Origin of the sequence: Neobacillus sp. GCM10027624, assembly GCF_042675345.1 — a bacterium.
GTDB classification, from domain to species: domain Bacteria; phylum Bacillota; class Bacilli; order Bacillales; family Cytobacillaceae; genus Neobacillus; species Neobacillus cucumis_D.
The window spans coordinates 278,554-298,167 of the sequence record NZ_JBHTHD010000011.1 but is presented as its reverse complement, the minus strand read 5'-3'; the positions used below and the strand labels follow the sequence as shown (position 1 = coordinate 298,167).

Below are 19,614 nucleotides of genomic sequence, written 5' to 3'. Positions count from 1 at the left end.
CTTTTAATAAACCGTTTCTTTGAAAAAGAACCCTGTATCTAAAGGACGATTAGGCGGTTGAATTTCTTCAATAGCCGCTAATAATTCTTCTTTTTTATCTTCATAAAGCTCTTCATCTTTAAAATATAAATCAATGGCTTCTCGATATGCCTTTGTCACAGCAAGGATATATTCAGAGCTTTTCAGAATTCCGTCAATTTTAAAGGAATCGACACCAGCCTCTAACATATCCTGCAATTCATCAATAATACAAATATCATTTGGACTCATAATATGCGTACCGTTTTCATCTTCAAAAATCGGATATTTATTTTCCCGTTCTTTGTCATGTAGGAACATATTCTTTTGCATTTTACGATTTTCGATTTCCATGACTTTACCTTGGTACTCATAATAGTTACCAAGTAAGGAACGCTTCGATTGGAACATGCAGCTCATTCCATGAACAAGAACTTCAATTTCCACTTCCGCTTTCTCTTTGATTTCAACAATCGCATCCATATTTATTTCACGTGAGAGAACGGCCCGTTTTGCGCCCTTTCTCCCCCAATAATTACAGGTATACCAGTTTGTTCCGGTTGTCTCTGTGCTCCAATGTAACTTCATGTTTGGGGCAGTTTCCCGAGCAGCCAATAATACTGCAGGATCTCCAAAAATAATTGCATCCGCATTAGCCTCTTCAGCAAAACGGATATAATCATTTAATTCAGCCACTTTTTCATTATGAAAAATGGCATTCATGGCTACATATACTTTTTTTCCTTTAGAATGGGCAAGTTCAATTGCCTTTTGAACCTGTTCACGGTTGAATTCACCGGCTAACCGCAAACCATAGCGTTGTTCTCCAACTACAAATGCATCTGCACCGGCTTCTGCAAGTGGCAGAATATCCTCTACAGATAAAGGAGTCACTAAAATTTCTGGTTTTTTCATTCTTTTTCACCTCTTCTTTTACTAATAGCCACACCATCACCAACTGGGAGTATGATCGTATCGTAGTCAGGATGGGCCATGAGCCAGCGATTAAAATCATCTATTTTCCTTACAAGATTTCTTGTTCGTTTCGATTCAATTTCCGATTCACAAACAAGTCCTTTAAAAAGGACGTTATCCGTAATAATCATTCCACCTGGAGAAAGGAACTTTGAATAAATTTCAAAAAATCTCTTATATTGGCCCTTTGCGGCATCAATGAAAATCGCATCAAAAGGAGCATGTCCAGCCACAAGTTCTTCGACTTCCAGCGCATCCCCTTTAATAAGGGAAATTTGCTCACTTTTTCCGGAACGGTTGATAAAGGCTTCTGCAAATGCAAAGCGCTCCTCATCTCGTTCAATTGTGACAATTTTGGCTTCGGGTAGGGTATAAGCCATACGCAGTGCCGAGTAGCCAATTGCAGTACCGACCTCGAGGATTTTTTTTGAATCCTGTATTCGGAGAAGTTGCAGCATCGCTTCGATTCCTGCCAGTTCCATGATTGGGACATGGTGATTCTTTGCGAAATCTTCCATTTCCTGCAGCAATGGAATTCGATCCAAAATTAAATTTTCTATATAAGAATGTAGCTTTTCGTATTGCAAGCTACTCACCTCAATCCTTTAAAAGCATAATGCTCTCTTTAGACATGAAAAAATAGCGTTCACAGAAAAGGACCTCATCACTTGAAAGTTTTTCAAGGTGATGCGTTAAAGCAAAGAGTGGCCAATATACCTTCCCGTGAGTCACGCTATGGTTTGCTTTATTAAAACACTTGAATTATTTTATCATAAAAAAAAGGGGAATGCTAATTTCCCCCCTAAAAATTATACCTATTTTTTATTGGAAATATGCTTTGCTTTTTCCTGATTATGCTCAGCAAGTGTTTTTGTAAAAATAACCGATCCATCAGCTGTAGCAAGAAAATAATAATAATCTGTTTTTTCAGGGCGAAGTGCGGCCTCTATGGAGATTTTCCCAGCATTTGAGATGGGACCTGGAGGTAAACCGGTATTTTTATACGTATTATAAGGTGAACTCACTTCTAAATCTGCATAATAGACTTTCTTCTTATGTTTCCCCTGTGCATAAAGCACGGTCGGGTCCGTCTGCAGCGGCATTCCTTTTTTTAGCCGATTATAAAAAACACTTGATATTTTTTTACGGTCTGCCTTTTCGGTAGCCTCTTCCTCAATTAACGACGCCATCGTTAACAGTTGATGAACAGAAAGTTTTTTCTTTTCACTTTCAGTTGTATATTGAGATAATACTGTTTTTGTTTTATCCAGCATCGCCGATACCATTTCGTCGACAGATGGATTTTTCTTATAAAAGGAATAGGTTGCCGGGTACAAGTATCCTTCAAGTGGATATTTGATATTGTAATTTAGAATTTCATTTGTTAAAAGCGTTGGGTATTTCGCCATCAATCCTTTAACAAAATTTTTATCATTTAATTGATTGAATACATCCTGATCTTGTTTATGGACTTCCTTAGCCATAATATGGGCAATTTCTTTTAATTGCTTTCCTTCCGGAATGGTAATCTTAAAGGCTGCCTGCTGGAGAACTTTTCCTGTTTTCAACCGGCCGACAATCTCCGGGATATCCATCGAAGGGCTTAGCTCATAATTTCCAGCCATAAAGCCGCCCTCGTTTTTTAATTTCACATAGTACTTAAACACTTTTGCGTTTTTAATAATTCCGTTCGATTCTAATCTTTCAGCTATTCCTGTGACAGATGAGCCGATTGGAATATCGACTTTTTTAGATATTTTACTCTTTGGATCCACTGGTTTGAGTGCTGATTGAATGTATAGATATCCCCCGCCGCCAATGACAACAATGAGTAATATTATGATGATTGAAACGATTAAGACAATACGTCTGACAATTTTTGCTTCACCTTGATGTTCCAATAACTTTTTTCTAATTGCTTCTTTATTTGGCCCTTTATCTTCAGTTGCCAATAGTCTTCCCCCCTGTGCCAATAAAACGTTTACAAAAATTACTAAAAATAAACAAAATATTATAATAAGATATCGTAGTAATTTCATCATATACAGCGAAAATTGTCAATTTTTCAGTGAAATTGCAGAAAAAAGTAGGATTTTCGGCAAAAAAAAAGACCTATAAAATAGGTCATTTTTCTCACACTTATTCTTCGTCCTCTTGTTCTTCAAGGAAGGTATTGAGCATCTCTTCAATCATATCCCATTCTTCATCGGTTTCGATTGGCATTAATTCGCCGTCTTCTCCGTCCTCAGTCGGGATAAAGGCAGAAGCATGAATTTCGATATCATCTGCATCATCTTCCTCCGCACCTATTGGGTAATAAAGAACATATGATTTACCGAATTCTTCTGAATCGAAGGTAAATAATACTTCACATAATTGTTCATTTCCGTTCTCATCTACTACTGTAATATTGTTTTCGCCGTGATCCATTTTTTTTCACCTCATTAATTTTTGCTATTTAGATAGCCTTGTAAAATCATCACTGCAGCCATTTTATCGATTACTTTCTTCCGTTTCTTCCGGCTTACATCTGCTTCAAGAAGCACGCGCTCGGCGGCCATGGTGGAAAGCCGCTCATCCCACAAAACAGTCGGAACTTCAAAGCGGCTTTCAACCTCCGCTGCAAAATTTTGACTCGCTTCTCCACGCGGACCAATAGTGCCGTTCATATTTTTGGGTAGTCCGATGACAACCTGGCTGACTTGATACTCTTTTATTATTTGACCAATTTCATCAAAACCAAACTCATTCTTTTCTTCATTGATTTTGAGCGTTTTTAAACCCTGTGCAGTCCAGCCAAGTTCATCACTTAAGGCCACTCCGACTGTTTTTGAGCCTACATCCAATCCCATAATGCGCATTCACTAAACCTCACGCTGTTGTTTTAAATATGATTTAACCAATTCCTCAATAATTTCGTCCCGTTCAAGCTTGCGAATAATGTTGCGGGCATCCCGATGCCTTGGAATATACGCAGGATCACCGGATAAAAGGTAGCCGACAATTTGATTAATTGGATTGTACCCCTTTTCCTGTAAGGCTTCGTATACTTGGAAAAGAACATCGTTTACATCGTGTTCAAAAGGCTCTTCAGGAAAACTGAACCTCATCGTTTTGTCAAATGAGCTCATTTTATTGCACCTCGCATTCGTGATAAGGAGAAAATTGTCTAGTTTAGCTCCAGTGTCTGGATACGTCACTGGAGCTTTTTAGTTCAGTTACCTACATTTTACACTACTTTGTCCCATTATCAAATGGATTTTACCCATTCTTCGACGAATTGCAGGGCAGAATCAAGTTTTTCAGGATCCTTACCGCCTGCCTGAGCCATATCAGGTCGGCCGCCACCGCCGCCGCCGCATCGTGTTGCCACTTCTTTTATCAGTTTTCCGGCATGATAGCCCTTTTCATTTAAATCCTTTGTAACAGCAGAAATTAAATTCACTTTTCCTTCATGAACACTTCCTAAAAGAATAACAGCAGATCCAAGTTTTTGTTTCAAATCATCAGCCATATTCCTTAAGTTATTCATATCAGCTGCCTGAACCTTTGCAGACAACACGTTAACACCATCAATTTCCTTTGCTCTGGAAACAAGATTTCCTGCTTCAATGTTTCCAAGCTTTGCTGCCAATGATTCATTTTCACGATGCAGCTGCTTAATTTCAGCAGAAAGACCCTCAATACGAGATACGATATCCTTTGGATTGGTTTTTAATTTTTCAGCTGCTTCTTTTAGTAATCCAACCTGTTCATTTAATAGCAGGTATGCCGCTTCACCAGTAACCGCTTCAATTCTTCTTGTCCCGGCACCAATACCGCCTTCAGAGACAATTTTAAATAAACCAATAACTGAAGTATTCGGAACATGACAACCACCGCAAAGTTCGAGACTGTAATCACCAACTTTTACCACGCGGACAATATCACCGTATTTTTCGCCAAAGAGGGCCATCGCACCCATTTCCTTTGCTTCAGCGATTGGTTTTAAATTGATATCTACCTCCATGTTTCGCCAAATCTTTTCATTCACAATTTGCTCAACCTGCTCAAGTTCTTCCGGTCCTACCTGACCAAAATGGGAAAAGTCAAAACGAAGCCGATCAGGTTCAACCAATGATCCTGCTTGGTTAACATGGGTTCCAAGTACATCCTTTAATGCTTGATGAAGCAAATGGGTAGCTGTATGGTTCTTTGTAATTTTCACACGGTTTACTTGGTCAACCACAGCCGTAACTGTTTGACCTGTTTTTAGAGTTCCCGCTTCAACCACAGCCTTATGAAGGTTTTGGCCGTTTGGAGCCTTTTGAACATCTTTAATTTTTACAGAAACACCCTCAGCCTGAAGGACACCATGGTCTGCGATTTGTCCACCGCTTTCTGCATAGAACGGAGTAGCATCCAGGATAAACTGAATTTCTTCGCCGTTTGATGCTTCCTGGGCTAATTCACCATCTTTAATAATGGCAACAACCTTAGCATTTGTTTGAAGATTTCCATAGCCAATAAATTGGCTTTCGACTTTCAGGTTTCCAAGCACAGTGCCTTGAACCTGCATGGAATCAACATCTTGACGAGCTGCGCGGGCACGTTCGCGCTGTTGTTCCATTTCCTCTTCAAACCCGTCATGATCAATTTTCATCCCGTCTTCCAAAGCATATTCCTCCGTTAATTCAACAGGGAATCCGTAAGTGTCATACAGTCGGAAAACATCTGCGCCAGGAATCGTATCGCTGCCCTTTTCCTTCTCTTTTTTAATGACATTTGATAAAATCGCTAAGCCTTCATGAAGTGTTTCATGGAAACGCTCTTCCTCATTTTTAATTACCTTTTGAATAAACTCTGATTTTTCCTTTACTTGAGGATAGAAGTCATGCATTACCTCACCTACAACAGAAACAAGCTCGTACATAAACGGACGGTTAATATTAATTTGTTTTGCATAACGAACCGCACGGCGGAGCAGGCGGCGCAATACATAACCACGACCTTCATTAGAAGGCAATGCACCATCACCGACAGCAAATGCAACTGTCCGAATATGATCGGCAATTACCTTAAAAGCCACATCTTTTTCCTTGTCTACACCATATTTTCCGCCTGAAATTTCTTCTGTTGCACGAATAATTGGCATAAATAAATCCGTATCAAAGTTTGTTGGAACATTTTGAACGACAGACGCCATTCTTTCTAAGCCCATGCCAGTATCAATATTTTTCTTTGGCAGCGGGGTGTAGGTTCCATCTGGATTATGGTTAAATTGCGAAAATACTAGGTTCCATACTTCAAGATATCGTTCGTTTTCTCCTCCAGGATAAAGCTCTGGGTCTGCCGGGTCATCACCATATTCCGGACCCCGGTCATAGAAAATCTCTGAGTTTGGACCACTTGGGCCTTCCCCGATATCCCAGAAGTTCCCTTCAAGGCGGATAATGCGTTCCTCAGGAATTCCAATCTTTTTATTCCAAATTTCATATGCTTCTTCGTCTTCTGGATGGATGGTAACGGAAAGTAATTCTGGATCAAAATTAATCCATTTTTGATCGGTTAAAAACTCCCATGCCCAAACAATTGCTTCTTCTTTAAAATAATCACCGATGGAGAAATTCCCGAGCATTTCAAAGAATGTATGGTGTCGGGCTGTTTTACCAACATTTTCAATATCATTGGTACGGATTGATTTTTGCGCATTTGTAATCCTTGGATTTTCCGGAATGACCCGGCCGTCAAAATACTTCTTTAAAGTTGCAACCCCGCTGTTAATCCAAAGAAGCGATGGATCATCAATCGGTACAAGGGGTGCACTTGGTTCAACGGAATGACCTTTTTCTTTAAAAAAGTCTAAAAACATTTTGCGGATTTCAGAGCCTGTTAAATTTTTCATTTGTTTAGACCTCCTAATATATATTAAAAAAATACAAAAAAGCCCTCATCCCTAAAACAGGGACGAGGACTTGACTCGCGGTACCACCCTGATTATGAATACAAAAAGCTGTATTCATCTCTCAGCTGCCTTAACGCGGCAAAACGGCAGGGATTAGCTGCACTCTGGATTAGCTTTCTGTCATCCTTCATTTAGAGCTTCTTTCAGCCTTGGAAGCTCCTCTCTTCACGCGCTTTAGGCGTTACAAATGGTCTACAACATACTCGATCCTTCAACATGTTACATACATTTATTCAATACTATATGACGAATTATAGCTACTCTAAAATTGTTTGTCAATTAGGACGGGGAATCCTTCGTATTTTTTTGCATAAAATGATTTTTTGCATGAATAGCTCCTACCTTTAAGACAACAAGTACCGGGACAGCCAAAATGAGCCCGATTACACCGCCAATTTCTCCGCCTGCCGTGATGGCGAGCATAATGAGGAGCGGATGCATATGAAGGCTTCTTCCGACAATATAAGGGGATAGAATATTCCCTTCAAGAAATTGCAGGACTAAAATAATCACGATTGTAATAATTACAAGCTTTACTGAAAGGGTAGCGGCAATAATAACTGCCGGAACTGCACCTAAAATGGGACCAAAATAAGGGATGACATCCGTAATCCCAACAATAAATCCCAAAAGGAGCGGGTAACGTAAATGAAATACCCAAAATAATAGTGATGCAGCACTGCCGATAATGACACAAACAAGGAGCTGCCCCCTTATGTAACTCCCCAATGACTCGTCTACATCCCTTAAAAAACGCTTTCCCTGTCTGCGCCATTTCCTTGGAGTTAAATACCACACCACTCGTTTAAGTAAGGGGAAATCCTTTAACATATAGAATGCGATGAATGGAATAATCATCACGATTAAAGCGGAATTAAGAAAGTTTAAGAGAATTTCAACGATGATCGTGAGCAAAGAATTTAACTTTGCCTCAAAAGCATCAATTCCGTCATTCATTTTTCCTTGAAGTCCATCTGGCCATTCCCGTGTATGGGATTGAAGTGTATGAATCCAACCACGGTATTGCTCCGCTAAAAGTGGAGCACTTTCCGATAGATCTTTTAACTGATTGATAAAAGCTGGAATTCCCTTGTATAAAGCAAAGCCGAGACCTCCAAAGAATAAGCAGTAGATGAGGAATATCGCAAGGCCGCGATGAAGCCCTTTTTCATGAAGCTTTTCAACAATCGGATGAAGCAGATACGTAATAAAACCGGCTATTAGGAAAGGTAATAAAATATAAAATACAACCTTTACTAATGGCAGCCAGACAAAACGAATTTTAAAAAACAAATAAATCGCCACTAATAAAAGGAGCAAGAACCCAATTCGATAATACCATTTCATACGAATATCCAACCCTCTCACCCCTTTTTGGTTAGTGTTGGAGGGAGAAGAGGGATTTATGCATTAAAATACCCCCTCAATTAGGAGGGGGCATAGGTTTAAAAAATCGTGCGTTTAACTTTCCTCTGCATTTTTTTCATATTGCGGGCTGACATAACATTGTTTCGCTGTGCCCAGTTGTAAGCTGCCATTCCTGCCCCAAAAGCAACAACAGTCGTCATCATTTTATTCACACGTATCACCTCTTCTTTAAGATAGGAATTCTACGAACAGGTGCTAGCTGATTAAAATTAAATGGTGTAACGACGCTCTTCTTCTTCAAACAAATCATCTAAGGAACTAAGAGTCCCATCTTCCTCGACTTGATGAGTATTAATAATGCCTTTAGAAAGGGACAATTCAATAAAACAATTCCAGCAATAATATTGGTTGATACCAATTTTTCCGATATCCTTACTCTGGCAATTGGGACACTTTAACATGAAAAAGACACCTCACGTTTGGTTAACATCTACGATGATGGCATCTCTTCCAATCGCCGGGGGCTTTTCGGATTGAATAACCTGTTTCCCTTCAGTGATTTCTGAAAAGAAGCCATCCGTAATTTCATACCCTACGATTGTGCCCAATTCTTCCAGAAAATATACATCCTTTAATAGGCCGATTGAATCGCCGCTCTTTGTTACAATCATATGCCCATTTAATGAATGTTGATGCGAAAAAGTATATTCCGGAGGTGTTTTAAGCTTTTCTAAATGGTCAGCATCTTCAATCATGATCCCATCTGCACCAAAGGAAGCGACGTTCTGAATGTCCAAAAATACCGTTTGTTTGATGAAAGCGCCTTTTTTGACCAATAAACCTTTTACGACTCCATTGCTTGTAATAAATAAATCACTTACTTCACCGATTTTCGTCCCTGATTTGATGTCAAACACCGGTTGATTTTTTAATAAAGAAAATGTCCGCAAAAAGTGTCCCACCTTTCCGAACATTTATAGTTTCAGTTATTAACCATAAAATCATAAGGTGTAAGGTTTTCCATTCCAATCATTGGATCGACCTTCATTAAAGCCTCTTCTAATGTTAGCCCATCGGGAATTTGTGTTTCCATTTTTGTTTCGCTTCCATTGGCAGGGATGGATTCCTGCAGCTTATGGCAAAGGGTCGTTAGTCTGCTTAATTCATCCGCCCGTTCGACGCCCATTCTTAAGGCATCTTCTTCACCGCAGAGGATTAACGATTGTTTACTGCGGGTAATCGCTGTATAAATTAAATTCCGCCGCAGCATTCGGTAGTAGCTTCTTGTTATAGGAAGAATGACAATCGGAAATTCGCTTCCCTGCGACTTATGGACAGAACAGCAATAAGCATGAGTAATTTGTGTCAAATCCTGCTTTGTATATTCAACCTCATGCCCCTCAAAGGAAATGTAAATCATATCTTGTTTTTCGGTATTTTCTTTTGCATAGATAATCGAAATAATTTCGCCAATATCACCGTTAAAAACATTATTTTCTGGCTGATTGACCAACTGAAGCACTTTGTCACCGATTCGATATTTTACATCACCGAAAGTAATTTCTTTACGCGAACCATCCGGGTTTGGATTAAAGATTTCCTGCAGTAAAACATTTAAGCGGTCAATCCCTGCGGGTCCGCGGTACATCGGTGCCAACACCTGGATATCCTTTGCCGAATATCCTTTGTTTTTTGCATTTAATGCGACTTTTTCCACAACCTGCGCAACCTGTGCGGTTGAACAGCGGATAAAAGAGCGATCAGGTTGTTTGACTGTTACATTAGCCGGTAATAACCCCTTTTTAATATCGTGGGCAAGTTCAATGATAGAAGACCCTTCTGCCTGACGATAGATATCGGTTAATCTAACCGTCGGAATTCTTTCTGAATTCAATAGATCTTTTAAAACCTGCCCTGGTCCGACAGATGGCAATTGATCTTCATCTCCGACTAAAATGACTTGTATATGCTCCGGAAGTGCCTTAAACAACTGATTTGCCAGCCAAATATCGAGCATGGACGTTTCATCTACGATAATAATTTTTCCTTCAAGCGGTGTTGTTTCATCACGGTCAAAACCTTCTGTTCCATTAAAACCAAGTAAACGGTGAATTGTAACGGCAGGAAGACCTGTCGACTCGCTCATCCTTTTCGCGGCTCTGCCCGTTGGTGCGGCAAGTAAAAAAGGAAAGGGTTCGTCTTTCTTTTGATAATCCTTTGGTTCTAAGGAGCAGCCATGAAGTTCGGCATAAAGCTCGACAATCCCTTTGATGACGGTCGTCTTACCAGTGCCGGGACCGCCTGTTAAAATTAGCATCGGGGACATTAAGGCCGTTTGGATTGCTTCTTTTTGCGAGGGAGCATATTCCACGCCGAGTCTTTCTTCAAGGCTTCCAAGTGCAAGTAAAAACTCTGATTCTGGAAATTGTTCTTTGTACTCGGATTGCTCTAAGATTCGATCAATATTGGTCACGAGGCCCTTTTCAGCAAAATATAATGAGGGAAGATAGACACGCTGCTCTTCGCCAATTATTTTCCCCTCTTCTTCAAGCTTAATTACTTCATTCGAGATATCCAAAAATTCAATTTGATCTCGTTTGTTTTCTTCGAGAAGGTTTTTTACTTTTTCTAATAAGTCTTTTGCAGGTATGTATACATGTCCTGTCTGCATGCTTTCATTTTCAAGCGTGTAAAGGCAAGCTGCTTTGATTCGGTCTGGATGATTTCCAGAAATGCCAAGCTGATATCCTAGCTCGTCTGCCCGGCCAAAGCCGATTCCTTCAATATCTTCGACCAGCTTATAAGGATTTTTTTGAATAATCCCGAGGGTTTCCTCCTTATAAGCTTGATATATTCTCATCGAAAGCTGCGGACCAAAGCCATATTGATTTAAGGCGACCATGACTTGTTCAAGTCCCTGATGTTCCATTAACGTATCATAAAGCATTTTCGCCTTATCAGGAGGCAGCTTTGGAATAGAGTCGAGCAATGACGGCTGATTAAGGATTTTTGAAATTGCATTTTCCCCTAATACTTTAACAATATTCTCCGCCGTCTTTTTGCCAATCCCTTTAAACATTTCACTTGATAAATAAGTAATAACACCTTGTTCAGTTTGAGGAATATCTTTTCGGAAATGATTGGTGTGAAATTGAAGACCAAATTTCGGATGTTCCTTAAATTCACCGTAAAAAATATACGTTTCCTGTTCGTGAATTTTCGGAAAATAACCCGTTACCACTGCCTCTTTGTCCTCATATTGGTCATTGGTTTCTTCCACTCGAATTCTCAGGACGGTGTATAGATTTTGCTCATTATGAAAAATCGTTACAAGATGCTTCCCCTTCACGAACTTTCCTTGTTCGGCAAATAAATCAAGTGAGTCCTGCTTTTCCATTACACTCCCTCCTTCCATGGCCTTGAGACATAAGGATTAATGCTTATTTTTCATTCTCTATTAGTTTTTTTCCGTAGCCGGCAAGCAAATGGTCCGGCTGAATTTCAAGTGCTTTATCAAACATTTCTGCTGCTTTTTCTGGATTTTCTTTAAAGCCATAGGCAACGCCTAAATTATAACAGGCATCTGCATGCTGGGGATCAAGCTCTAAACATTTTTCCAATTGGACGATTGACTCATCAATGAATTGTAATTGAGCGAGACACAATCCATATTGAAAGCGTGCCTCAGCATCTTCTTCATTTAATTCCACACTTCTTTGTAAATAAGGCAGGGCAAATTTCCCTTGATCGAGCTGAATAAGGGTAATTCCGAGCATAAATAAGTTATCACTAGATTCGAGCCCTTTTTTCAACGCCATTTCAAACATTTTTTTCGCCTGCTCAAAATGTTCCTTACTAAAATAGAGGTTTCCCGCACTATAATAAGCTGCTGCTGCATTCTCATCAAGCTCAATCGCCTTCTCATAAAACTTCAAAGCCTTCTCATCATCCCCAACAGCAGAAAGCACATTTCCAAAATTAATATAAGCAACCGGATCCTGCGGGCTCTCCGAAATTGCCTCATTAAAAGCCCTCGCCGCTTCCTCCCAATTACCTTCCTGCATATATTTAACACCCAATTGGTTCTTATCCAAACTAGTCAACTCCATTCTATTGAGAGTATACCATATTTTTTTCTGTGGTTAGTTCATTCGACAAAATTCGGGCGGCGCCAGGCACCGCCCGAATTTTGTCGAAAAAATCCCTGATTCCGCAGTGGAATCAGGGATTTTTTAGCCGACGTAGGTCAGGCGCTCGTTATTTTTGTAGACTTCGTCGATGGTTCCGCCGCCGAGGCATTCGTCGCCGTTGTAGAAGACGACGGCTTGTCCTGGGGTGACGGCACGGATTGGCTCTTTAAAGACAACTTTTGCTTTGTTGTCTTCGAGAAGATGGACGGTTACTTGATGGTCTTCCTGCCGGTAACGGAATTTTGCAGTGCATTCAAATTCGGCTGGTTTTTCTTGATTGGAAACCCAGCTGACGGCATCGGCAATAATGGAATCGGAATAAAGCATTTCATTATGAAAGCCTTGTCCAACATAAAGCACATTGCGCTTTAAATCTTTTCCAATCGCAAACCATGGTTCGCCTGCCCCGCCAATTCCGAGTCCATGACGCTGACCGATGGTGTGATACATAAGGCCCTCATGCCTTCCCATTACTTTGCCGTCGAAGGTTTCCATATTCCCCGGCTGGGCAGGCAAGTATTGACCTAGGAAATCCTTAAAATTCCTCTCCCCAATAAAGCAAATTCCAGTGCTATCCTTCTTCGTTGCAGTCGCAAGATTAGCTTCCTTGGCAATTTCCCTTACCCTTGATTTCTCAAGATTACCAATCGGGAACATGACCTTGCTAAGCTGATCCTGTGTCAATTGGTTTAAGAAGTAGGTTTGGTCCTTGTTTTCGTCCCGGCCACGGAGCATTTTATATTCTCCATCCCGGTACTCAACCTGTGCATAATGGCCTGTTGCCAGATAATCAGCACCGAGGTTCACCGCATGCTCAAGAAAAGCCTTAAACTTAATTTCTTTATTGCACATAACATCCGGATTCGGGGTTCGGCCTGCCTTATATTCTTCTAAAAAGTAGGTAAATACCTTATCCCAATATTGTTTTTCAAAATTAACGGCATAATATGGAATGCCAATCTGGTTACAAACACGGATTACATCATCATAGTCCTCTGTCGCTGTACACACGCCAAATTCATCCGTATCATCCCAGTTTTTCATAAAAATCCCGATAACATCATAACCTTGCTGTTTTAAAAGTAAAGCTGCAACCGACGAATCAACCCCGCCGGACATGCCCACAACCACTCGGATATCTTTTGGCTCTCTGATCTCCATTCATATTCACCTCTCTATCTATAAGAAATTATTCGTACATCTATTTTGTTAAGCGCGTCACAATTCTGGCTGTCTCTTCAGCCGCTCTCACTATTTGCCCTGTAGTCGTATCATAACCAAAGCTAAAGCGAATCGAATTAATTAACCGCTCAGATCCTTTTCCAAACATAGCAACCAGTACATGAGAAGGTTCAATCGAACCCGCTGTACATGCTGAACCGCTGGAGACCGCTATTCCCGCTAAATCGAGGTTCACAAGCATTTGCTCGACATTTGTCCCAGGAAAGCTTAAGTTTAATACATGTGGCAGCGAATGTTCAAGTGTTCCGTTTAGTGCAAAATCGATTCTGTGCTCTCGGAGTTTTTGAATAAACGTTTCCTTAAACCCCGTGTACCTATTCCTTTTATCAGACAGTTCTTCCGCTGAAATTAAAACAGCTTCATGAAAACCGACTATTGAGGCAACATTTTCGGTACCGGCTCGTCTTTTTCGCTCTTGCTCTCCGCCAAATTGACGCGGCGCTAGTTTAACATTTTCGCGTGCATATAAAAAGCCGATACCTTTCGGGCCATTGATTTTATGAGCTGTAACGGACAACAAGTCAATATTACATTTGTTCACATCTATTTTTTCAACACCGTAGGCTTGTACCGCATCAGTATGAAATTTGGCTTGATGGTCTTTCAGGACCTCCCCAATTTCAGCAATTGGCTGAAGCGTCCCTACCTCATTGTTCCCGTACATGATTGAGACGAGAATAGTATCTTCTCTTAATGCATTTTTTAATTCGGCCACAGACACCCTGCCAGTTTCATCCACAGGCAAATAGGTAACCTCATACCCCATCTTTTCTAATTTATGACAGGCGTGAAGGACTGCATGGTGCTCAATTTGTGAGGTTATAATATGCTTCCCATTCGCTTGATAACTTTCAGCAACCCCAAATAGGGCCATGTTATCTGCTTCAGTTCCGCCGCTTGTAAAAATAATCTCTACCTCTTTTGCACCGATACTTTTTGCCAAGTTTTCACGTGCGAGATCAATTTTGTGCCGAGCTTCTCTTCCAAAAGAATGGATACTCGAAGGATTCCCGAAGGTTTCATTCATGGCTTCAAGCATTTTCTCCATAACTCTTGGATGCATCGGTGTTGTAGCGGCATGGTCGAGATAGATTCGTTCCATAATTCCACCTTCATTCAAATGAAATCTATATAATTAATTTTGACATCAAATATAAAACATATAAGCTTCTGACTCACCATCATCGCTATGGTTCGCTAAATCTTCCAATGTTGTATTATCCAATACATCCTTAATCGCATCGCGAATACGAATCCAAAGCTCTCGTTTAGCCGGTTCTTCATCCTCGATACCCTCTACCGGTGTAATTGGTCCTTCAAGAACACGAATCACATCACCGGATGTGATTTTTGAAGGATCATCAGCTAGAATGTAACCACCATATGCTCCACGAATACTTTTTACCAATCCGGCATTGCGAAGCGGTGAAATTAATTGTTCTAAGTAATGTTCCGATAAATCATTTGCTTGGGCAATTGTTTTTAACGAAATCGGACCTTCACCGTATTTTTTAGCCAGTTCAATCATAATGGTCAGACCATATCTGCCCTTTGTCGATATTTTCATTTAAAGGCACCTCATTTCAACTTTTTCTATTTTAAAATTATTTTTTATAATGTCAATAGGAATCAAATCCTTAGTATCTTGATAGGCATTTATTCATTATACCATATTGTTCTTTAATATGCTTTTGATAGAAAAAATGATATCTTAATAAGAAAGAACTGTATTTATTTGGAGAGATGATTATGCAGCAAAAGCCTCTAGCATTTCGGATGCGTCCCAGAACCATTGAAGAGGTTGTCGGACAGCAGCATCTTGTTGCCGATGGAAAAATTATTGCCAGAATGGTAAAAGCTAAACAGCTGATGTCGATGATTTTATATGGACCGCCTGGAATTGGCAAAACCTCGATTGCAAGTGCGATTGCCGGAAGTACTAAATATGCTTTCCGAACCCTAAATGCTGTAACCAATAATAAAAAAGACATGGAGATTGTCGTTGCTGAAGCAAAAATGTCCGGAAAGGTAATTCTTCTATTGGATGAGGTCCATCGCCTCGATAAAGCGAAACAGGATTTTTTGCTACCTTATTTAGAAAATGGATTAATTACTTTAATAGGGGCAACGACGAGCAATCCCTACCACGCGATTAATCCGGCGATCCGCAGCCGCTGCCAAATTTTTGAGTTAAAGCCGCCTGAGCCGGAAGAAGTAAAAATAGCATTGACCAGAGCTTTAGAAGATGCGGAAAGAGGCTTTGGAAACGTAAAGGTTATCCTGACCGATGAAGCTTTAAATCATTTTGCAATCGGATCAAATGGGGATGTTAGAAGTTCCTTAAATGCTCTGGAATTAGCTGTTCTTTCGAGCGACAAGGACGAGGACGGCGCTATTCATATTGACTTGGCAACAGCAGAAGAATGCTTACAAAAGAAAAGCTTTGCTGCTGACAAGGATGGAGACGGCCATTATGATGTTCTTTCCGCCTTCCAAAAGTCAATTCGCGGCAGTGACGTAGATGCTGCACTTCATTATCTTGGCAGGTTAATTGAAGCAGGTGACCTAATCAGCATTAGCAGACGGTTGCTTGTTATCGCTTATGAAGATGTCGGTCTTGCCAGTCCCCAAGCAGGGGCACGGACCCTGGCTGCGATTGAAACAGCAGAACGAATCGGTTTCCCGGAAGCAAGAATTCCGCTTGCTAACGCTGTGATTGAATTATGTTTATCACCGAAATCCAATTCAGCAGTGCTGGCGATTCAATCCGCGCTTGAGGATATTCAAAAAGGCAATGTCGGCGAAGTTCCTGACCATCTGCGTGATGCCCATTATAAAGGAGCAAAAGAGCTGGGCAGGGGTATTGACTATAAATACCCGCACGACTTTGAAAATGGATGGGTTCCGCAGCAATATTTACCGAATCGCTTAAAAAATAAACAATACTATGTACCGAAAAAGACTGGTAAGTTTGAACAAGCATTGGCCACGGTCTATGCAAAACTATCAGGCAGAAAAAAATAGCCTCCGCGTTACGCGGAGGCTATTTTTTGTTGCGATATCAACACTTTTTAAATGGATATAGACACTTTTAGAATGGATATCAACACTTTTTGAGTTGATATCGACACTTTTGGAACGGATATCAACAATTTTTGGTGTGATATCAACACTTTTTAGCGGATATCAACAATTTTACGCCGCCACATCTCTCTTTTTAAAAGTAAAGAAGGCCAGAAATTGGAAAACAACGAAATAAACAATCAGCATGATGATGGAAAATGATAAGGTCATTCCTTCCACCATCGGAGATCCTTCAAAATATTGCATAAGATCCGTATTAGCAAACAAGATATATTTAGCCCAATCAAATTTCAATGCTAATAATTGAGTTAAGTTCCCTCCGGAAAACATTAGGAAGATGGAGATACCAATAGCAAGTGAACTGTTTCGAAACACAGACGAAATCATAAAGGCCATGGTTGTCAGCATAATCATTCCAATCGAGCTCAAACCATAATAACTCATTAAATGAACCACCATATTCTGCTCAGTCACAGTTCCATTATTGTAGTTCAAATATGGTACAGCCTGGTCAGGCATCCCAAATAAAATCGCACCAATGACAGTTGAATACACAAAAAGCACCGCCAGCAGGAATAATGCAAAAAGTAAAACTGTTAAATATTTAGAGAGTAAAATTTTCGTTCGATTAATCGGCCGGATTAACAACAACTTAATCGTGCCCCAATTAAATTCACTTGCAACAATCCCTGCGGAAACGATAATCGTAAACAGCCCTGCTAAGGAAATTAATTGCGAAGCATCCTTCACAAAGGTCCAAACATCATAGCTTTCCTGTGGAGCAATATGATGCTGAACCTGGTAATCATTGATGGCAATCTCTCTTTTAAGAAATTGTTTTTCCATCTTTGATCCGCTTCGGTCATACTGTTTCTTTAAAGCATCATTCTCCTGCTTTAGGTTTTGCTCCCATTTTTGGTCAACGCCTGCTTTACTTCCTGACTCCTGATATTTAAAAAAGCCCGCCACAATTGACGCCGCAACAAGTAGGATCGCAATCATGACAAACGTTCCTGGGCGCTTAAAAATTTTCATCCATTCATTTTTAATTAAATTCATCATACTCTAGCTTCCTCCTTTTCAGCTGTAACCTCAAGGAAGCGGTCCTCTAATGTTTTTGCCACTTCTTTAACCCCAAAGACCTGAACGTCACCTTCCACCAATAACTTTATTAAATTCGGAATTTCTTCTTTGGCCAGCTCCAATGATACGCCATTTCTCGAATGGGACACTCTCACATCTGAATAATGGTTTTGGATGATGGTGCGTGCCTGTTCACTTGGAATCACTTCAAGTTCATATGTGACTTCATTGCCTTGCACAAATTCTTGGACAAGCTGTACATCTATTAAACGGCCGTTTTGAATAATTCCGATGCGATCACACATCATTTCCATTTCTGAAAGTAAATGGCTTGATACAATGACAGCCATATTTTTTTCCCTTGCAAGGAGGCGCAAATAGTCGCGGATTTCCCGGATTCCAGCCGGGTCCAAACCGTTGGTGGGTTCATCGAGGATTAGTACCTCGGGGTCATGTAAAAGACATTGCGCCAAACCTAATCTTTGCCGCATTCCCAGTGAGTACGTTTTTACCTTGTCGTGGATTCTATCTGTTAGCCCGACCAGTTTGACCACTTCATCAATTTTCTCTTTCGTTATTCCTTTTGACATTCTTGCATAATGCACAAGGTTTTTATATCCGCTTAAAAATTTATACATCTCCGGATTTTCAACAATGGCACCAATATGGCGGACGGCATCCTCAAAATTACTTTTAATACTGGCTCCGCCAATGGTAATATCACCCGAAGTGATGCCCATTAAGCCCACAATCATCCGGATGGTCGTTGTTTTTCCGGCCCCGTTTGGCCCCAAAAAACCAAAGACCTCCCCTTTGTTTACTTGGAAGCTTATTTGATCTATGATCTTTCTCCCTTTTATTATTTTCGTCACATCTTTTAGTTCCACAATGGATTCCAATTCATCTTCTCCTCTCTCTATCTCTGCCCTAAAATTCACACCCTACCAGTTTAACGCAGATTTGGGAATATTTCCTGTTTTTAATACCTTACATTCCATTTTTATTATAAAGTGGTCTCTTTCTCGATTAAAACGGCTCGAGAATGAGTTTATTCTAAGACCTGCGACGTATGAAAAGATTTACGGTACTGTGTGGAAATGGAGACCTTGATGAATATAATAGGGTAAGATGGATGGAAAAATTCAAGCGGTTTTGGGGGTGAAGCGAATGAAACTATCAAACTTGTTCATGCTGTGTATCATTGTGATTTTAGGGGTGATTGCCTATAGTTTAGGTGTCAGGGTTCATGTGGATCTTAAACAGAAACCTAGTGTAACCGAACATGAAACCACTAAGCCTCCAAAAAGTGTTCCATCGAAGCCTTCAGGTGAAACAACAACACCCCCGGCCGATCCAAATAAGCCTTCTACCGGGACACAGAAACCACCAAAGGAGGCTGATCCAAAGGTATACCAAAACAATTCCTTTAAAAGCGTAGTCTTATCTGAAAAAGACGGTAAAATCATTGTAAAAGGGCAGGCAAGAGTATTTGAGGGTGTCTTTCAATATGCAGTAACTTCCGGTAATAAAACCATTCTGGAAGATCATTATCAAACCGAAGGAGCTCCCGCATGGGGAAATTTTGAGATTTCTCTTGATCAATCACTTGTTGAAAAAACAGGGGCAACTTTCGAACTATTTGTTTATTCGGCGAAAGATGGATCAAAAGTAGATGTTTTAACAATACCGTTAAAATAATTGATGAGTGTC

The 19,614-nt window shown here is 40.3% G+C and carries 20 protein-coding genes; 2 read left to right on the top strand and 18 right to left on the bottom strand.

Annotated elements, in window-relative coordinates; genetic code table 11:
• Window positions 1-3: 3 nt before the first annotated feature.
• The 16 genes from ACFQZ9_RS17655 to cymR all read right to left on the bottom strand — a co-directional run bounded on the left by ACFQZ9_RS17655 (window position 4) and on the right by cymR (window position 15,304).
• Window positions 4-933, bottom strand: coding sequence for a peptidase U32 family protein (locus tag ACFQZ9_RS17655; RefSeq protein ID WP_498944771.1), 930 nt, complete (start codon window positions 931-933; stop codon window positions 4-6).
• Window positions 930-1,580, bottom strand: a complete 651-nt coding sequence (locus tag ACFQZ9_RS17650) for an O-methyltransferase (RefSeq protein ID WP_498944770.1) — start codon at window positions 1,578-1,580, stop codon at window positions 930-932. Before ACFQZ9_RS17650 ends, ACFQZ9_RS17655 begins: the two co-directional genes overlap by 4 nt.
• A 228-nt stretch (window positions 1,581-1,808) precedes the next feature.
• Window positions 1,809-2,945: an endolytic transglycosylase MltG gene (gene mltG / locus ACFQZ9_RS17645; protein ID WP_498944769.1), complete on the bottom strand. Its 1,137-nt coding sequence runs from the start codon at window positions 2,943-2,945 to the stop codon at window positions 1,809-1,811.
• A 187-nt stretch (window positions 2,946-3,132) separates the two neighbouring features.
• Window positions 3,133-3,423, bottom strand: a complete 291-nt coding sequence (locus ACFQZ9_RS17640; RefSeq protein ID WP_198309273.1) for a DUF1292 domain-containing protein — start codon at window positions 3,421-3,423, stop codon at window positions 3,133-3,135.
• Window positions 3,424-3,437: 14 nt separating this feature from the next.
• Entirely contained in the window at window positions 3,438-3,854 is a 417-nt protein-coding gene (ruvX, locus tag ACFQZ9_RS17635; protein WP_198309274.1) for a Holliday junction resolvase RuvX, read from the bottom strand.
• Window positions 3,855-3,857: 3 nt separating this feature from the next.
• Window positions 3,858-4,124 carry an IreB family regulatory phosphoprotein gene (locus ACFQZ9_RS17630; RefSeq protein ID WP_026572357.1) on the bottom strand — a complete coding sequence of 89 codons (267 nt, stop codon included), beginning with the start codon at window positions 4,122-4,124 and terminating at the stop codon, window positions 3,858-3,860.
• Window positions 4,125-4,243: 119 nt separating this feature from the next.
• Window positions 4,244-6,877 (bottom strand): alanine--tRNA ligase, encoded by a 2,634-nt coding sequence (alaS, locus tag ACFQZ9_RS17625; RefSeq protein ID WP_498944768.1) that lies wholly within the window; start codon window positions 6,875-6,877, stop codon window positions 4,244-4,246.
• 339 nt (window positions 6,878-7,216) lie between these two features.
• Window positions 7,217-8,296 carry an AI-2E family transporter gene (locus tag ACFQZ9_RS17620; RefSeq protein ID WP_498944767.1) on the bottom strand — a complete coding sequence of 360 codons (1,080 nt, stop codon included), beginning with the start codon at window positions 8,294-8,296 and terminating at the stop codon, window positions 7,217-7,219.
• Between the two features lie 86 nt (window positions 8,297-8,382).
• Window positions 8,383-8,508: a YrzQ family protein gene (locus tag ACFQZ9_RS17615; protein ID WP_232489997.1), complete on the bottom strand. Its 126-nt coding sequence runs from the start codon at window positions 8,506-8,508 to the stop codon at window positions 8,383-8,385.
• A gap of 66 nt (window positions 8,509-8,574) precedes the next feature.
• Entirely contained in the window at window positions 8,575-8,766 is a 192-nt protein-coding gene (locus ACFQZ9_RS17610) for a YrzR-like zinc ribbon domain (protein ID WP_026572354.1), read from the bottom strand.
• Window positions 8,767-8,778: 12 nt separating this feature from the next.
• Window positions 8,779-9,255 carry a PRC-barrel domain-containing protein gene (locus tag ACFQZ9_RS17605; RefSeq protein ID WP_198309277.1) on the bottom strand — a complete coding sequence of 159 codons (477 nt, stop codon included), beginning with the start codon at window positions 9,253-9,255 and terminating at the stop codon, window positions 8,779-8,781.
• Between the two features lie 32 nt (window positions 9,256-9,287).
• A complete protein-coding gene (gene recD2 / locus ACFQZ9_RS17600) occupies window positions 9,288-11,702 on the bottom strand; it encodes an SF1B family DNA helicase RecD2 (RefSeq protein ID WP_498944766.1) in 2,415 nt (804 codons plus the stop codon).
• 43 nt (window positions 11,703-11,745) lie between these two features.
• Window positions 11,746-12,399: a tetratricopeptide repeat protein gene (locus ACFQZ9_RS17595; RefSeq protein WP_498944765.1), complete on the bottom strand. Its 654-nt coding sequence runs from the start codon at window positions 12,397-12,399 to the stop codon at window positions 11,746-11,748.
• A 138-nt stretch (window positions 12,400-12,537) separates the two neighbouring features.
• The gene (gene mnmA, locus ACFQZ9_RS17590) at window positions 12,538-13,656 is read right to left on the bottom strand and encodes a tRNA 2-thiouridine(34) synthase MnmA (protein ID WP_498944764.1); all 1,119 of its coding nucleotides are present in this window, start codon (window positions 13,654-13,656) and stop codon (window positions 12,538-12,540) included.
• 40 nt (window positions 13,657-13,696) lie between these two features.
• A complete protein-coding gene (locus ACFQZ9_RS17585) occupies window positions 13,697-14,839 on the bottom strand; it encodes a cysteine desulfurase family protein (protein ID WP_498944763.1) in 1,143 nt (380 codons plus the stop codon).
• A 45-nt stretch (window positions 14,840-14,884) separates the two neighbouring features.
• Window positions 14,885-15,304: a cysteine metabolism transcriptional regulator CymR gene (gene cymR, locus ACFQZ9_RS17580; RefSeq protein WP_198309282.1), complete on the bottom strand. Its 420-nt coding sequence runs from the start codon at window positions 15,302-15,304 to the stop codon at window positions 14,885-14,887.
• 182 nt (window positions 15,305-15,486) lie between these two features.
• Here cymR and ACFQZ9_RS17575 point away from each other — a divergent pair, with 182 nt between their 5' ends.
• Entirely contained in the window at window positions 15,487-16,761 is a 1,275-nt protein-coding gene (locus ACFQZ9_RS17575) for a replication-associated recombination protein A (RefSeq protein WP_498944762.1), read from the top strand.
• Between the two features lie 171 nt (window positions 16,762-16,932).
• Here the strand turns inward: ACFQZ9_RS17575 and ACFQZ9_RS17570 are convergent, their stop codons facing one another.
• Both ACFQZ9_RS17570 and ACFQZ9_RS17565 read right to left on the bottom strand, forming a co-directional pair.
• The gene (locus tag ACFQZ9_RS17570; protein WP_498944761.1) at window positions 16,933-17,883 is read right to left on the bottom strand and encodes an ABC transporter permease; all 951 of its coding nucleotides are present in this window, start codon (window positions 17,881-17,883) and stop codon (window positions 16,933-16,935) included.
• Window positions 17,880-18,803 carry an ABC transporter ATP-binding protein gene (locus tag ACFQZ9_RS17565; RefSeq protein ID WP_198309285.1) on the bottom strand — a complete coding sequence of 308 codons (924 nt, stop codon included), beginning with the start codon at window positions 18,801-18,803 and terminating at the stop codon, window positions 17,880-17,882. Before ACFQZ9_RS17565 ends, ACFQZ9_RS17570 begins: the two co-directional genes overlap by 4 nt.
• Window positions 18,804-19,071: 268 nt before the next feature.
• On the opposite strand from ACFQZ9_RS17565, the gene ACFQZ9_RS17560 reads away from it, so the two are divergent.
• Entirely contained in the window at window positions 19,072-19,602 is a 531-nt protein-coding gene (locus ACFQZ9_RS17560; protein WP_498944760.1) for a Gmad2 immunoglobulin-like domain-containing protein, read from the top strand.
• Window positions 19,603-19,614: the final 12 nt, after the last annotated feature.

What these genes read in the sequence shown, in the direction of transcription:
- ACFQZ9_RS17570 (WP_498944761.1), bottom strand. Translation starts at nt 17,883, where the DNA reads ATGATGAATTTAATTAAAAATGAATGGATGAAAATTTTTAAGCGCCCA.
- ACFQZ9_RS17575 (WP_498944762.1), top strand. Translation starts at nt 15,487, where the DNA reads ATGCAGCAAAAGCCTCTAGCATTTCGGATGCGTCCCAGAACCATTGAA.
- alaS (WP_498944768.1), bottom strand. Translation starts at nt 6,877, where the DNA reads ATGAAAAATTTAACAGGCTCTGAAATCCGCAAAATGTTTTTAGACTTT.
- ACFQZ9_RS17610 (WP_026572354.1), bottom strand. Translation starts at nt 8,766, where the DNA reads ATGTTAAAGTGTCCCAATTGCCAGAGTAAGGATATCGGAAAAATTGGT.
- ACFQZ9_RS17585 (WP_498944763.1), bottom strand. Translation starts at nt 14,839, where the DNA reads ATGGAACGAATCTATCTCGACCATGCCGCTACAACACCGATGCATCCA.
- ACFQZ9_RS17615 (WP_232489997.1), bottom strand. Translation starts at nt 8,508, where the DNA reads ATGATGACGACTGTTGTTGCTTTTGGGGCAGGAATGGCAGCTTACAAC.
- cymR (WP_198309282.1), bottom strand. Translation starts at nt 15,304, where the DNA reads ATGAAAATATCGACAAAGGGCAGATATGGTCTGACCATTATGATTGAA.
- ACFQZ9_RS17630 (WP_026572357.1), bottom strand. Translation starts at nt 4,124, where the DNA reads ATGAGCTCATTTGACAAAACGATGAGGTTCAGTTTTCCTGAAGAGCCT.
- ACFQZ9_RS17560 (WP_498944760.1), top strand. Translation starts at nt 19,072, where the DNA reads ATGAAACTATCAAACTTGTTCATGCTGTGTATCATTGTGATTTTAGGG.
- ruvX (WP_198309274.1), bottom strand. Translation starts at nt 3,854, where the DNA reads ATGCGCATTATGGGATTGGATGTAGGCTCAAAAACAGTCGGAGTGGCC.
- recD2 (WP_498944766.1), bottom strand. Translation starts at nt 11,702, where the DNA reads ATGGAAAAGCAGGACTCACTTGATTTATTTGCCGAACAAGGAAAGTTC.
- ACFQZ9_RS17640 (WP_198309273.1), bottom strand. Translation starts at nt 3,423, where the DNA reads ATGGATCACGGCGAAAACAATATTACAGTAGTAGATGAGAACGGAAAT.
- ACFQZ9_RS17655 (WP_498944771.1), bottom strand. Translation starts at nt 933, where the DNA reads ATGAAAAAACCAGAAATTTTAGTGACTCCTTTATCTGTAGAGGATATT.
- mnmA (WP_498944764.1), bottom strand. Translation starts at nt 13,656, where the DNA reads ATGGAGATCAGAGAGCCAAAAGATATCCGAGTGGTTGTGGGCATGTCC.